Raw genomic sequence first — 14,118 nt, 5'->3', positions numbered from 1 at the left:
GTTGAAAGGGAATGAAAGAAGAGGATATAGATAGCGCCAGCCTCCAGGTTGGTGCTGATTTTTACGGCTTTAATATTGGCACCAGCGGGGACGCTGGCGCCAGCAGAGCAAGAAAGCCTAGTGAAGCACCGCCGTAAAAATTGCCAACATAAAACTTACCACTGCCAGTAAGAAATGTTTGAGGGAGAAGGGTTGGTTTTTCTTAAAGGCCTTGGCGCTGAAAATCACATAAAGCACAATAAAGGCCAGTTTTGGCAGCACCCAACTTAACTGGGCCAGTTCGACATACTCGTTGGCTAATAAGATTCCCACAAAGGCAAAGCCCGTGACTAAAAGAAGGGTATCGACCGCATGCGGGGCAATTTTAAGGAGTTTATAAGCCCGCCAGTCTTTGCCTTTAACAGACATCACACCACGAATGAGCAAGAGGCTCAAGCTAAGATAGGCCGTAAGGCCATGGATCATTAATAAGGTTTTCATTTTGTTCCCACTATTCTGCAATCACAGATTTTAAATATTGAAAGATTTCACGGTAGTTTTTAGGTGGCTTGTTGGCCTGTTTTTCCTTTTGAGCCATCCGCACTAGGTTGCGTAGGTGCTGGCGGTCTAGCTCAGGGTATTCATCAAGCAGGGCATTGACGGCACTGTCGCCTTCTTCGATTAGCTGATCTCGCACCACTTCCAGCTTTTGTAGCAAGGCTAACTGTTGGGCGTGGCGGTTTTCCACCTTGTCTAAGGCCTCTTGAATAGGCTCTGGATCAAGGTTGCGTAAGAGCTTGCCGATGTATTGCAACTGGCGACGGCGAGCTTCTAGTTTGAGGCGCTGGGCCAGTTCAATGGCATCTTTCAGTTCATCATCAAGGGGGATTTTTGCCAAGTTTTGCGGGCTAAGTTCAATCAAGCTGGCACCAAGCTTTTTAAGGGCTTCCGCATCCCGCTTAATTTCGCTCTTGCTGACCCAGATGATTTCTTCTTCCTCATCTGTCCAGTCGATTTCATTGCGTTGTTTTCTGGCCATTAGGGCTCCTATCCATAAAAAATGGCATATTTTAGCAGAGTTTTGCGGTAGAATGTGCAAATTTATTCGTGTAGATAAGGCTAGGAAATGGCATTAATTGATAAAGCAGAACTCCAAGAACAGGAACAAACCCTAAGACAAGCGGTGCAATCGGCCCTTGATTTTGCAAAAAAGGCCGGCGCAGAGGCCGAGGTGGCGGTGACCAAGGTAGCCGGGCTTTCGGTTTCTACCCGTTTGGAGGAGCTGGAAAATATTGAGTTTAACAATGATGGATCGCTTGGGATCTCGGTTTACTTGGGCAAGCGCAAGGGCAATGCTTCCACTTCAGACTTGCAACCCCAGTCCATCCAGCGGGCGGTGGAGTCGGCCCTGGCCATTGCCAAATACACTTCAGAAGATGATTGCACAGGCCTAGCCGATCGGGACATGATGGCCTTTGATGCCCCTAATTTAGACCTCTATCATCAAGCCGATGTCTCGGTTGATGAGGCCATTGAGTTGGCCAAGGCGGTGGAACATTCAGCCCTGGCGGCGGATGAAAGGGTGGTCAATAGCGAGGGGGCCAGCTTTAATTCCCATTCGGGCGTGCGGGTTTATGGCAACACCCACGGCCTCTTGCAGAGCTACTTGTCTAGCCGCTATTCCCTGTCTTGCAGTGTAATTTCTGCTTTTGAAGATCAGCTCGAACGGGACTATGAGTACACCATTTCCCGTGATTTCAGCCAATTAGCCAGCCCTGAATGGGTGGGCCAAGAGGCGGCTTTTAAGGCGGTGGACAGGCTCAATCCACAAAAACTCAAGACCTGCGAAGTGCCGGTTATCTTCTATAACGACATCGCCACAGGCCTAATTGGCCATTTGGCAGGCGCAATTAGCGGCGGCGCACTTTATCGTAAGGCCAGCTTTATGCAGGATAAATTGGGCCAGCAAATCCTGCCCGACTGGTTTGAAATTGTGGAACGGCCGCACTTGCTCCGCCAGTTAGCATCTTCACCTTTTGACAGCGAAGGGGTTCGTACCCAAGATCGGGAAATTGTTAGCGATGGTATCTTACAAACCTACCTACTGACCTCCTACAGCGCCCGCAAGCTAGGCCTACAAACCACAGGCCATGCAGGCGGCATTCATAACTGGCTGGTTAAACCGAATAGGGCAGGTGGGCTAGATGCCTTGCTGGCAGAAATGGGCACAGGCCTCTTAGTGACTGAAATGCTAGGTTCTGCCATCAACAGCGTGACAGGCGAATATTCCCGAGGGGCGGCAGGTTTTTGGGTGGAAAATGGCCAAATCCAGTACCCTGTGGCCGAAATTACCATCGCAGGCCAGTTACAGGAAATGTTTAAGAACCTGGTTGCAGTAGGAGATGATGTGGAGCATCGTTCCAATATTCAGACGGGGTCGATTTTGTTAGACAAATTGAAAGTGTCTGGGGAATAAGATGAAAAAGGGCAGTTTATCTAAGGGTAAACTGCCTTTTTGCTATTGAGCACCTGAAAAACTTTGATCTACTTCTCATTTTTACACTTTGCTGCTTGTTTTTGAAGTAAAAAATCTTTATTCTTTCAATAACTGGAGTATATTTTCAAAGTGCTAATTTTAGAAGGAATGTCGTATGCTATTAGGTGATCTCTCTCGTGATGATTATGCAAAATCCTTACCCCCTGTTTTTGCCCGCCTCTGCGGCAAATTAAAAGCCCTTGATTTGGCCAACCTACCTTTGGGCTGGCAGGATTTGGAAGAGGGGATAAGAATGAATGTGATGGAGTTTGAAACCGCCCCTGCTGAAGGCAAACAGGCTGAAATGCACCGTAAATTTGTGGATATTCAGCTCCTGATTTCAGGCCAAGAAATGATTGAATATGGCCTGGCCCAGCCTAATTTAGCCCATTACGATGAATACCGTGATGAAGACGACTACCAATTAACGCCTGCCATTGAAGATAAGAATGAAGTGGTTTTAAGGCCCAATATGTTTGCCATCTTCCTGCCTTATGAACCCCATAAGCCAGGCAACCAGGTCGGCCAAAGCCAATTATTACGAAAACTCGTGGTAAAAGTCCCTGTTGAGATCTTATAGGAGGCGAAAATGTCGTCCCGTGGAAAGATTTTAGACACCATCGGTGCCCTGCAATTTAGCCTAACCAAGACAGAAAAAAAGATTGCCAATGCCATTTTGGCCTCGCCCCAGCTGCTCAACCAATGTTCCTTGTCTGAAGTGGCAGCCCAGTTGGATGTGGGGGAGGCAACCTTTATTCGCTTTTGCCGCACCTTGGGCTATAAGGGCTATACTGATTTTAAATTGGACTTGGCCATTGAGCTGGCCACCCAGGCCAAAGAAAATTACGAAATGTTGGACACCGATGTGTCCGATGTGGATACGCCCAAAGAAATTGCCGTGAAGTTGCAGGCCAGCCTAAGCAATGTGATTGCAGAAACCATCAACCTGCTGGATTTTGAGGTGTTAGACGATGTGGTCACCATGCTTAGAGGGGCCAATCGGATCTTCTTGTTTGGGGTCGGTTCATCAGGCCTCACCGCAGAAGATGCCAAGCATAAATTGATGCGTATCGGCCTGCAAACCGATGCGGTGACCAACAACCATTTTATGTATATGCAGGCGGCCTTGGTCAAGCGGGGGGATGTGGTTTTAGGCATTAGCCATTCGGGCCAGTCGGAAGAAACCAACCGCGCCTTACGCATTGCCAAAATGAATGGCGCTGTGACCATTGCCCTGACCCACTATTTACGCTCCCCCATTACGGATGTAGCCGATTATGTGCTGATTAACGGCAACCGTCAGGGTCAGATGCAAGGGGACTCCATCGGCACCAAAATGGCCCAGCTTTTTGTATTAGACTTAATTTATACGCTCTTGGTCACAGCCGATCCTGACAAGGCATTGGCCCATAAGCAGAAGACGCTTAATGTGATTTTGGAGCAAAGACTGTAATTTACAAGCGGTTGGGATTTGCAAAAAACTTGCAAAACGCAACCCCTATTTATTTAACTTAATCATCAAAAGGGTATTCCTATGAAAAATTTAAAAGGTATTTTCAGTGCCTTATTGGTTTCTTTTAACGAAGACGGCACCATCAATGAACAAGGCCTACGCCAAATCGTCCGCCACAACATTGATAAAATGAAGGTTGATGGCCTCTATGTGGGCGGCTCAACAGGTGAAAACTTTATGCTTTCAACCGAAGAGAAAAAAGAAATCTTCCGCATTGCTAAAGATGAAGCCAAAGACCAGATTGCACTTATTGCCCAAGTGGGTAGTGTAAACTTAAAAGAAGCAGTTGAATTGGGTAAATATGCCACCGAATTAGGCTATGACAGCCTGTCAGCGGTAACGCCGTTCTACTACAAATTTAGCTTCCTAGAAATCAAAAACTTCTACGAAACCATCATTCGTGAAACAGGCAACACCATGATCGTTTACTCTATCCCATTCTTAACAGGGGTAAACATCGGCGTTAGCCAATTTGCGGAACTCTTCCAAAACGAAAAAATCATCGGCGTGAAATTCACCGCAGGCGACTTTTATCTGCTTGAGCGTTTACGCAAGGCCTTCCCTAACCACCTCATCTATGCAGGCTTTGATGAAATGATGTTACCAGCTGCCGTATTAGGTGTGGACGGTGCCATCGGCTCAACCTTCAACGTAAACGGTCTTCGTGCCCGTCAAATCTTTGAATTGGCCCAAGCAGGCAAGGTTAAAGAAGCCTTTGAAATTCAAAACGTGACCAACGATCTTATCGAAGGCATCCTGGGCAATGGTTTATACCAAACCATCAAAGGCTTACTGGAGCTTGAAGGCGTACAAGCCGGCTACTGCCGTGAACCAATGACCAAAGAGCAAACCGCAGAACAAAAAGCTGTAACCAAAGAGCTTAAGGCTAAGTTTCTGTAATGATTTGTAACAAGAAGAGATAAGTAGAAATCCCCCAGCCTTGAGGTAAAGCTGGGGGATTTTTTGTTGTAAATTTGTCCGTTATGTTCAAGTAAATTAAATAGATGAGTCCATTATTTGTCTGTTAAAATAAGGCTAGGTGGCGTCATAGGTTTGGGAGAATCAAACTAATGCCGCTTACTTTTTATATATCAAGGTTCACAGATCTTTCTGAAAAACCGATAAATTCCTGATAATAGGCCCAAGTTTTTTCTAAACCAAACCCATGAACTTTAACCAATCCCTTTCCCAGCAACTGGCCTTCTTTAGGCCCTATGAGCAGGAAACCGTAACCACCGCTCCCCAAGCCTTTAATCAAACCAGGGCCAAGGTGGCTGATTTTATACGAGAAATTCAGGTCACAGCCGCCCTGCTTAGTCAGGCAGAACAGGCCGAACTGGCCGAGTTTTATGCCGATAAGCTGCTTCGCCAGTTCAAGGCCCTGCAACAAGCGGTGGAAAAGCACCAAAAATTTGCAAATCAACTCAAAGCCACTCGGCCTAGCTTTCAGTCTAATTTCCGCTTCCCCCGCAATATCCATAATCTGCCCAATGATAAAAAGCTGGCCGAATACAAGAAGGCGCTTAGGGCCTTAAATGAAAAAATCTCTTGGATTATGGAGCAAAATTATCAAGCCAGTGAACCAGACAAGGCCTTTTGGCAGGAACAGTTGCAAGAAACCGAATACCGCAAATTCAAATGCCTGGCGGCCATTGAAGCGCTTGAATAGGAAACCTTATGAAAAACATCAAACACTACGGACAGGCCTATGTAAACTGGGTCTTAAAATTGGGCAAGGTGCGTTCCGCCCTCTTAGGCTTTGCTGTGCTGGCCTCCTTTGCCATTGGCTTACAAATGCTCTTAAGCCTCTTATTTTTTGCCCAAATTCACACCAGTGATATTTTACGCTCCATTATTTTTGGGTTAATTTCTGCCCCCTTTGTGATTTATTTTTTCAATTTAATTGTAGAGAAATTAGAACGCTCCCGCCTGCGTTTACAAGAATCTCTGCAAGATTTATCCGAACTACGAGAACAGGATGCCCAATTAAATATTGAATTAGAACAAAAGGCCGAATTTCTCCAATCCTTTATTGATGCTTCACCTGATTTGGTTTTTTACCGTGATGAGTCGGGCAGAATATTGGGCTGCAACCGTGCCATGGAATTATTAACGGGCAAAACCCAGGCCGAATTAACCCAATTAAATATAAAAGATGTTTATTCCCTGGAAACGGCCAAGTTAGAAACCGACTCCGACCGTGACACCTTCGTCAGCAATTCCAGTATGACCTATGAAGAATGGGTGCGTTACCCCAACGACAAACTGGCCTGCTTTGAGATCCGCAAAGTCCCTTACTACGACCGAGTTAAAAACCGCCACTGCATTATGGGTTTTGGGCGGGATATTACCGAACGCCGCCGCTACCAAGACATTATCGAAAAAAATAACCGTGACAAGTCCAAACTCATGGCCACCATCAGCCACGAATTACGCACCCCCTTAACGGCATTATTGGCCTGAGCCGTATTCTCTTAGAGGGGGAGCTAAATACCCAGCAGCGGGAATATTTAAAAACCATCAATGTGAGCGCTATTTCTTTAGGCCATATTTTTAGCGATATTATTGATTTAGAAAAAATTGACAGCCGCCGCATTGAATTATTTAGAACCGAGGTAGAATTCTCCCAATTAATTACCGACATTAGCCATTTTGCCAATATTATGGCCGAAAAGAAAAAAATTAAATTCCATATTGATTATGCCGACAACCTACCGAGCTTTATTTATATTGATAACGCCCGACTTAGCCAAATTTTATGGAACTTGGTCAGCAATGCCGTTAAATTCACCCCACATGGCGGCGATATTTATTTGACCGTATCCCAGCTCGACAGCAACCATTTCTGCTTTAAATTAAAAGACACCGGCATTGGCATTCCCAAACACGAACAACGCAAGATCTTTGCCATGTTCTATCAGGCCGAAAACAGCCAGGGCAAAAAGGCCCAGGGCAGCGGCATTGGCCTGGCCATTTCCAAACGGATTGCCCGCCTGATGGGTGGCGATTTAACCGTGGAAAGCGAAGAAAACCAAGGGGCGACCTTTACCCTAACCATTCAAGCTGACATCACTCAGGCCCAAGAAAAAATGGAAATCAGCCACCACGCTCTGAAAGTGTTGCTGGTGGAGGACATTGAGGTCAATGTGGTGGTGGCCCGTGCCATGCTGGAAAAATTTGGCTGTGAAGTGGACGTGGCCATGACAGGGGCGGAAGCCTTTGAGCGTTTTAACCAGCAAAGCTACGATCTCATCTTGCTGGATATTCAACTGCCTGATACCACGGGTGTGGCTATTGCCCAGGCCCTGCGGGAGCAGTATGAAAGCGGCAAAATCGACTACCTGCCGCTCTTGGTGGCACTGACTGCCAACATCGTACAAACCAAGGGCGAATACCAGCAACAGGGTATGGATGATGTGCTACGTAAGCCGCTTTCACTAGAGGCCCTTTCCCAGTGCCTCAACCACTATTTCGGCCATGATATTTTGCAAAAAAATCCCGAAAAACAACCGCTTGTTGAGCAAAGCCAGGTTGCCTTCGACCGTCAAATTCTACGAGAACTGTGTGAGGTCATGGGCAAGCAGGCTGTGCTGAATAACTTCCAGCTCTTTGGCAGCCTGATGCCTAAGTATGTGGAAAACCTTATCAACTACCACCAAGCCTGGCAGGCTAGCCCAAGCCCAGCTTCACGTAAGGCTGTGCTGGACGAAGCCCACAAAATCAAGGGGCATTGGCCTCCGTGGGCTTGAGCCAACTCCAGCAAATCGCTCAAAAAGCCCAAACAGACAGTCAAGAATGGGAACAATGCATTGCAACTTGGGTTGAAAATATTGCCCAGGCCTGGGAGAAAGATTTGGAACAGGCCCAGGAATGGGTGAGACAGACGGCGCATGCCTAATAAGATGGCCTTTACAAGCGGTTGATTTTTTGCAGATTTTTGCAAATCCTCAACCGCTTGTTCTATAAGAAGAGTTGGGTTAGATAATGGGCAACGGCTTCATCCTTATGATGGCCGATCACCTCATTGTGGGGCAGGGCAGCCTTGAGGCGAGGGTCGGCATTTTCCATCAAACAACCCTTGCCAACCTGGGCCAGCATTTCCACATCGTTCATGCCATCGCCAAAGGCAATACAATCTTCCAGGCTATAACCCCGCAACTTGACCACTTCCGCCAGGGTATTGGCCTTGCAGACACCCTTATTCATAACCTCAAAACATTGGGGGTAGAGTAGGCAAAATGGACCTGATCGGCGTAGTGTTGTTGGATATGGGCAGCGATGGGTTCCAGATCTTTTGGATCTTTGGCGATATAAAAGACCTTTTCCGTCTGTCTGCCGTGGTGCTGGGTAAAATCCACCACCTGATACATATAGCCCGAATCTTGGTGGTATTGGCGTAGCTGGGGAATGTCCTTATTGATAAACCAGTCATCGGCCTGATAGCTGTTAAGGCAAACCAGACTAGGGTCGAAGTCAATATTCATCAATTCAAGTGCCAAGTCTTCAGGCAAGTAATGGCTGGCCAGCAGTTCGCCATTGAGTTTGTTGGCCCGGGCACCGTTTGCGGTGACCAACGTGGCCTCTTTTACACTGACCTTGCTGATAATATGGCGGACATCAGGGTGATTACGGCCCGTGGCCAAGTAAATATCAATGCCTTTCTGGGCCAGTTTTTCTAGAGTTTGAATGGTAAAATCACCGATTTTATGGTCAGCATTGAGCAGGGTGCCGTCAAGGTCAGAAATAATGGCTCGAAAGGGGACGTGCATGGCTTTCCTTGTAAATAAAACTTTGTAGCATGGAAAAGATAGCGCCAGCCTCCAGGCTGGTGCTGGTATAAGATTAATAGGCACCAGCCTGGAGGCTGGCGCCATCATAAGAAGCTAGGGCTTATTCTGCTGTTAAATCTTTAACGGTTTCAGTGGCTGCGTTATTAACCACAGACTGAATCCCGTTTTTGGCAGCGGCTTCAGAGCTGTAGTATTGGCTGCGGCCAATTTCTTGGTGGTTTTTGGCCTTTAAGATGAAATAAGGTTTTTGGCTTGTGGTTTCCTTCATTTCAAAATTGGCAGCGTCCACACCATTTTTTTGCACAGAAGCAATGCCATTTTCTGCCGCTGCACGGGATTTATAGAGTTCACTGGTCAAGATAACCTGACTATTGGCTGCCTTTAAGTTGAACATAAATTGTCCATCTTTTGCCAGTTTAAGTTCATACCAACCTAATGCCATAATATGCTCCTTGGGGTTGAGGGAGGGATAAAAAACAGGCTGAACCCAAGTTCAGCCTATCAACTTATTTTACACGAGAAACGTATTCGCCAGAGCGGGTATCCACACGGATAACCTCACCAATTTGAACGAATAAAGGCACACGCACGACCGCACCTGTGCTTAGGGTTGCTGGTTTACCACCGGTACCAGCTGTATCGCCCTTAAGGCCTGGGTCAGTTTCAACCACTTCTAATTCCACGAAGTTTGGTGGAGTAACAGAAATGGCCGAGCCGTTCCAAAGGGTGATGATACATTCTGCTTGATCAACCAACCATTTGTCGTTGTCGCCAAGGGCTTTTTCATCTACAGAGATTTGCTCGAAGGTTTCTGGGTGCATAAAGTACCAGAAATCTTCATCTTTGTAAGAGTAGTTGTAGTTGTAGTCCACCACATCAGCGGCTTCTACGCTGGTGCCAGATTTGAAGTTGATTTCAAGCACCTTGCCAGAAATCAATTTGCGGATTTTAGTGCGGGTAAAGGCCTGGCCTTTGCCTGGTTTAACAAATTCGTTTTCAACGATTACACAAGGTTCACCATCTTGGATAAATTTTAAACCTGGTTTGAAATCATTTGTGCTATAACTTGCCATGTTGTCCTCAAGGTTATCAAAAATGCCGTTTGGCATAAGGGTATAAAAAGAAGCGTATGATACAACAAATTCCCCACTTTGCGAAGAAAATTCCCTCAGGGCTGTATTGCCTTGATAAGAAACAAATTTCCCCCAAAATCTTATTTATTTTCCGCACAAATTTTTATAGGATAGGCCTTTACTTCTATTTCCAAGGAACCACAATGTCTAACAGCACAGCACAGCACAGCACAGCCTGTCCAACTTTCTGACCAAAGTCAAGCCTTTTTAAATGATTTAGACCGCACTTTGTGGGCATCTGCCGACAGCCTACGCAAAAACCTTGATGCCGCCAACTACAAGCATATCGTACTCGGCTTTATCTTCCTAAAATACATCTCTGACAGCTTCTCCAATCATCGCAACCAGCTCCTAGCCCAATTTAGCGACCCCAACCACGAGCTTTATTTAGACCCCGACATCTTCAGCCCCGACCTGCAAGAGCAGGAACTGGAACAGCGGGACTACTACGCCCAAGACAACATCTTCTGGGTGCCACAACAGGCTCGCTGGGAAAATATCCGCGCCCTGTGCAAGCTCAATCTAGGCGATGAACTGCCTTGGGGTGGCAAATTCAAGGGCGTGGCGATTTTAATTGATGACGCTTTTGCAGAAATTGAGCGAGAAAACACCGCTTTAAAGGGCATTTTGCAACGCATTAGCGGCTTTGAAGTGCCGGACAGCACCCTGATTGGGCTGATTGACACTTTCTCCAACACGTCCTTCACCCAGCCCGTCTATAATGGCGAGCCTGTCCACCTGCACGCCAAGGATATTCTGGGCCACGTTTATGAATACTTCTTGGGCCAATTCGCCTTGGCAGAGGGCAAAAAGGGCGGTCAGTATTTCACGCCTAAATCCATCGTTACCCTAATTGTAGAAATGCTGGAGCCCTATTCTGGGCGGATTTACGATCCAGCAATGGGTTCAGGCGGCTTTTTTGTGCAAACCGACCGCTTTATCCAAGCCCACCAAGGCAACCGCAACGCCATTTCCATTTACGGCCAAGAATCCAACCCCACCACCCGCAAACTGGCAGTGATGAATATGGCCATTCGGGGCATTAGTTTCGACTTCGGCGACAAGCCCGAAGACACCCTGCAACACCCCCTGCACTTGGACAAAAAAATGGACTTCGTAATGGCAAATCCGCCCTTTAATATGAAGGAATGGTGGAGCGAATCACTCGCCCAAGACCCCCGCTGGGCCTACGGCACACCGCCTGCCGGCAACGCTAACTTCGCCTGGCTGCAACATATGCTCTACCACCTTTCCAGCCAAGGGCGAATGGCACTCCTGCTTGCCAACGGCTCGATGAGTTCCAACACCAACAATGAGGGCGAAATCCGCAAAAACTTGGTTAAGGCAGACCTAGTGGAGGCCATGATCGCCCTGCCCGGCCAACTCTTTACCAACACCCAAATCCCCGCCTGCATTTGGATTCTCAACAAGGCGAAAAAACGCCCAGGCCAAGTTTTGTTTATTGACGCTCGTCAAATCGGCTATATGAAAGACCGTGTCCTACGGGACTTCACCCCAGCTGACATCGCCAAGATCGCCGACTGCTACCACCACTGGCAAAAGCAAGAAGGCTACCAAGACACCCCAGCCTTCTGCTATTCCGCCAGCCTTGAGGACATCGCCCAAAACGACTATGTCCTGACCGCAGGCAGATATGTCGGTGCAGAAGAACAAGAAGACGACGGCGTGCCATTTGCAGAAAAAATGCAAAATCTGACCGCTTGTTTAAGGGAGCAGTTTGCCAAGGGCAGAGAGTTGGAAGTGAAGATTAGTGAGAATTTGAAGGGGTTGGGGTATGAGTAGTTGGAATATATCTAAATTGTCAGAAGTTATTAACATTATTGGAGGTGGAACACCAAAAAGAAGTGAAGATAGCTATTGGAATGGGGACATAAATTGGCTCTCAGTTGCTGATTTTAATAATGATTTCAGGTATGTTTCTTCATCAGCAGAAAAAATTACAGAATTGGGATTAAATAAAAGTAGTACGAAATTATTAAATAAAGATGATTTAATTATTTCTGCTCGTGGAACAGTCGGTTGCTTAGCTCAATTAAGTAAACCAATGGCATTTAATCAATCTTGTTATGGACTAACAGGAAAAGACGACGTTATAGATAATGGATATTTATATTACTATCTGAAAAATAATATAAGTGAATTAAAAAGAAAAACTCACGGTGCGGTCTTTGATACGATTACTCGTGATACGTTTGAATTTATGAATATCTCTTATCCTGATTTAAATGAGCAGAAAAGAATAGCTGATGTTTTAGGCTCTTTTGATGAAAAAATCCAACTCAACACCCAAACCAACCAAACCCTAGAACAAATCGCTCAAACGATGTTTAAAAGCTGGTTTATCGACTTCGACCCCGTCAAAGCCAAAGCCCAAACCTTGGCACAAGGCGGCACACCCCAACAAGCCAACCGATCCGCAATGAGCGTGATTTCTGGTAAAACCGACCAAGAATTAGACCGCTTGCAGGCAGAAGATCCTAAGGCTTATGGAGAGTTGTGGGAAGTGGCAGAGGCTTTTCCGAGTGAGATTGGGGAAGATGGCGTGCCGAGGGGATGGGAGATGAGACCCTTACCAGAAATCATTGATTTTTTAGAGGGGCCGGGAATAAGGAACTGGCAATATACGGAAGAAGATGATGGTATTAAATTCATTAATATTCGGTGTATTAAAAATGGAGATTTATCTTTAGAAACAGCAAATAAAATAACTAAGGAGGAGGCATTTGGTAAATATTCACATTTTCAATTAAAAGAAGATGATGTTGTTATTTCTACATCAGGAACTCTAGGACGTTTTGCTTTTGTTAGACAGGCACACTTACCTTTATCTTTAAATACCAGTGTAATCCGTTTTAGACCTATAGAGAATAAAAGTACATTGTCCTTTATTACTGGTTTTGTAGAAACACAATTACAGCACGAGCTTGAAATAAGAGCATCAGGTTCAGCACAGAGAAATTTTGGGCCTATGCACTTAAAACAAATAAGTTTATTAACACCTGATTTCAACCTGCTAACATTGCATCATAAATATGTAAATGTTTTTTTTGAAATGAGGAAGTCTAATTTAACTGAAAATGATTTTTTGGTTCAAGTTAGAGATGTTTTATTACCTAAATTACTTAATGGAGAAATTTAAAATGTCACAAGATTCTTTATCTTTTTTTGATCTTGGTGAAAAATTCCTTAGATTAGCCAAATATTCATCAGAAGAGATAGTTAACAATAACAATTCATATAGTGTTTTATCAGAAAGGCTATTAACTGCTCAAGAAATAGATGATGCAACAAAATGGTGCGACGTTAATGTATCTGTACCTACATTGTTTAATTTTTACCACGGGATTGAATTGATATTAAAAGGAGCAATTGTTTTAATTTCAGGAAATCCCCAAGAAAACATAAATTTAGTGATTTAATTTCATCTTATATTGAGCTGGTTGGTGAGGATGAATTTATTGATTTGATAAAATCAAATACAACAATCTTACCAGAGGAACATATTGTTAAAAAGTTTTTAGATGATAATGAAAAAAGTATCGATGAGTGGTATCAATTATTAAAGTACCCTTTTTCTAACCAAGGAGAGGAATATACGCATTTTAAGTTAAAATACGGTGGATTCAATACGATAAAATCTTGGAAGGAATTATCTAAAATGTGTGATGAAATTTTGAAAAATGCGGTTAAGTTATATAGAGAAAGTGGTGAAACATAAAACCTATATGAGTTTCATCATAATAGGTTACTGATAAGCCAGGGGCTTTCCCCTGTAGATTCTTAGGGGCAAAGCCCCTAAATATGCGTAACCCCGTACGGCTTGCCGTGCGGGGGATAAATCAAATTTTTATGAGGAATTAATATCGCAACGGACGCATTCAATGCGTCCCTACAATACGTTATTTAATATCACTATAAATACAATTAAACGTGACTGGTAGGGACGCATTGCATGCGTCCAAAAACGGGGCGTTAAATCAAAATTGATGAGACATAAATATCGCAACGGATGCATGCAATGCGTCCCTACAATACGCTATTTAATATCACCAAAAATATAATTAAACGTGATTGGTAAGGACGCATTGCATGCGTCCACAAACGAGGTGTTAAATCAAAATTGATGAGACGCTAATATCGCAACGG

Annotated in this window: 13 protein-coding genes and 2 pseudogenes; 10 read left to right on the top strand and 5 right to left on the bottom strand. The window is 45.0% G+C overall.

The features are described from left to right. Window positions 1-117 precede the first annotated feature (117 nt). Window positions 118-480 carry an invasion protein expression up-regulator SirB gene (locus tag A4G20_06785; GenBank protein ID QIW16057.1) on the bottom strand — a complete coding sequence of 121 codons (363 nt, stop codon included), beginning with the start codon at window positions 478-480 and terminating at the stop codon, window positions 118-120. Between the two features lie 10 nt (window positions 481-490). Then, window positions 491-1,018, bottom strand: a complete 528-nt coding sequence (locus A4G20_06780) for a hypothetical protein (GenBank protein ID QIW16056.1) — start codon at window positions 1,016-1,018, stop codon at window positions 491-493. 87 nt (window positions 1,019-1,105) lie between these two features. On the opposite strand from A4G20_06780, the gene A4G20_06775 reads away from it, so the two are divergent. The 6 genes and pseudogenes from A4G20_06775 to A4G20_06750 all read left to right on the top strand — a co-directional run bounded on the left by A4G20_06775 (window position 1,106) and on the right by A4G20_06750 (window position 7,926). Further along, entirely contained in the window at window positions 1,106-2,455 is a 1,350-nt protein-coding gene (locus tag A4G20_06775) for a metalloprotease PmbA (protein ID QIW16055.1), read from the top strand. Between the two features lie 175 nt (window positions 2,456-2,630). Next, on the top strand, window positions 2,631-3,095 hold the full coding sequence (locus A4G20_06770; GenBank protein ID QIW16054.1) for a hypothetical protein: 465 nt from the start codon (window positions 2,631-2,633) through the stop codon (window positions 3,093-3,095). Between the two features lie 9 nt (window positions 3,096-3,104). Beyond that, window positions 3,105-3,968: an N-acetylmannosamine kinase gene (locus tag A4G20_06765; GenBank protein ID QIW16053.1), complete on the top strand. Its 864-nt coding sequence runs from the start codon at window positions 3,105-3,107 to the stop codon at window positions 3,966-3,968. Window positions 3,969-4,049: 81 nt separating this feature from the next. After that, on the top strand, window positions 4,050-4,928 hold the full coding sequence (locus A4G20_06760) for an N-acetylneuraminate lyase (protein ID QIW16052.1): 879 nt from the start codon (window positions 4,050-4,052) through the stop codon (window positions 4,926-4,928). A gap of 265 nt (window positions 4,929-5,193) precedes the next feature. After that, a complete protein-coding gene (locus tag A4G20_06755) occupies window positions 5,194-5,697 on the top strand; it encodes a hypothetical protein (protein ID QIW16051.1) in 504 nt (167 codons plus the stop codon). 8 nt (window positions 5,698-5,705) lie between these two features. After that, window positions 5,706-7,926, top strand: a pseudogene (locus A4G20_06750) (hybrid sensor histidine kinase/response regulator). 62 nt (window positions 7,927-7,988) lie between these two features. On the opposite strand, the pseudogene A4G20_06745 reads toward A4G20_06750, so the two are convergent. From A4G20_06745 to A4G20_06735, 3 genes and pseudogenes are all read right to left on the bottom strand, one after another. Then, window positions 7,989-8,797, bottom strand: a pseudogene (locus tag A4G20_06745) (hypothetical protein). A 121-nt stretch (window positions 8,798-8,918) separates the two neighbouring features. After that, window positions 8,919-9,260: a hypothetical protein gene (locus A4G20_06740; GenBank protein ID QIW16050.1), complete on the bottom strand. Its 342-nt coding sequence runs from the start codon at window positions 9,258-9,260 to the stop codon at window positions 8,919-8,921. Window positions 9,261-9,324: 64 nt separating this feature from the next. After that, the gene (locus tag A4G20_06735) at window positions 9,325-9,891 is read right to left on the bottom strand and encodes an elongation factor P (protein ID QIW16872.1); all 567 of its coding nucleotides are present in this window, start codon (window positions 9,889-9,891) and stop codon (window positions 9,325-9,327) included. A gap of 288 nt (window positions 9,892-10,179) precedes the next feature. Between A4G20_06735 and A4G20_06730 the strand changes: the two genes are divergently transcribed. The 4 genes from A4G20_06730 to A4G20_06715 are packed head-to-tail and all read left to right on the top strand — an operon-like array spanning window position 10,180 to window position 13,690. Further along, entirely contained in the window at window positions 10,180-11,754 is a 1,575-nt protein-coding gene (locus A4G20_06730) for a restriction endonuclease subunit M (protein ID QIW16049.1), read from the top strand. After that, window positions 11,747-13,111, top strand: coding sequence for a type I restriction endonuclease subunit S (locus tag A4G20_06725; protein QIW16048.1), 1,365 nt, complete (start codon window positions 11,747-11,749; stop codon window positions 13,109-13,111). Before A4G20_06730 ends, A4G20_06725 begins: the two co-directional genes overlap by 8 nt. Before the next feature lies 1 nt (window position 13,112). After that, window positions 13,113-13,391, top strand: a complete 279-nt coding sequence (locus A4G20_06720; GenBank protein ID QIW16047.1) for a hypothetical protein — start codon at window positions 13,113-13,115, stop codon at window positions 13,389-13,391. Window positions 13,392-13,435: 44 nt separating this feature from the next. After that, window positions 13,436-13,690, top strand: a complete 255-nt coding sequence (locus A4G20_06715; protein QIW16046.1) for a hypothetical protein — start codon at window positions 13,436-13,438, stop codon at window positions 13,688-13,690. Window positions 13,691-14,118 lie beyond the last annotated feature (428 nt).

It is taken from the genome of Pasteurellaceae bacterium RH1A (genome assembly GCA_012221805.1).
In the GTDB taxonomy this organism is placed as follows: Bacteria; Pseudomonadota; Gammaproteobacteria; order Enterobacterales; family Pasteurellaceae; genus RH1A.
Note: the sequence above shows the minus strand (reverse complement) of the source record. Positions and strands in the feature narration are given on the sequence as shown.

Excerpts from the sequence above, each read along its gene's own strand:
- A4G20_06785 (QIW16057.1), bottom strand. The coding sequence starts at position 480 with ATGAAAACCTTATTAATGATCCATGGCCTTACGGCCTATCTTAGCTTG.
- A4G20_06780 (QIW16056.1), bottom strand. The coding sequence starts at position 1,018 with ATGGCCAGAAAACAACGCAATGAAATCGACTGGACAGATGAGGAAGAA.
- A4G20_06775 (QIW16055.1), top strand. The coding sequence starts at position 1,106 with ATGGCATTAATTGATAAAGCAGAACTCCAAGAACAGGAACAAACCCTA.
- A4G20_06770 (QIW16054.1), top strand. The coding sequence starts at position 2,631 with ATGCTATTAGGTGATCTCTCTCGTGATGATTATGCAAAATCCTTACCC.
- A4G20_06765 (QIW16053.1), top strand. The coding sequence starts at position 3,105 with ATGTCGTCCCGTGGAAAGATTTTAGACACCATCGGTGCCCTGCAATTT.
- A4G20_06760 (QIW16052.1), top strand. The coding sequence starts at position 4,050 with ATGAAAAATTTAAAAGGTATTTTCAGTGCCTTATTGGTTTCTTTTAAC.
- A4G20_06755 (QIW16051.1), top strand. The coding sequence starts at position 5,194 with ATGAACTTTAACCAATCCCTTTCCCAGCAACTGGCCTTCTTTAGGCCC.
- A4G20_06740 (QIW16050.1), bottom strand. The coding sequence starts at position 9,260 with ATGGCATTAGGTTGGTATGAACTTAAACTGGCAAAAGATGGACAATTT.
- A4G20_06735 (QIW16872.1), bottom strand. The coding sequence starts at position 9,891 with ATGGCAAGTTATAGCACAAATGATTTCAAACCAGGTTTAAAATTTATC.
- A4G20_06725 (QIW16048.1), top strand. The coding sequence starts at position 11,747 with ATGAGTAGTTGGAATATATCTAAATTGTCAGAAGTTATTAACATTATT.
- A4G20_06720 (QIW16047.1), top strand. The coding sequence starts at position 13,113 with ATGTCACAAGATTCTTTATCTTTTTTTGATCTTGGTGAAAAATTCCTT.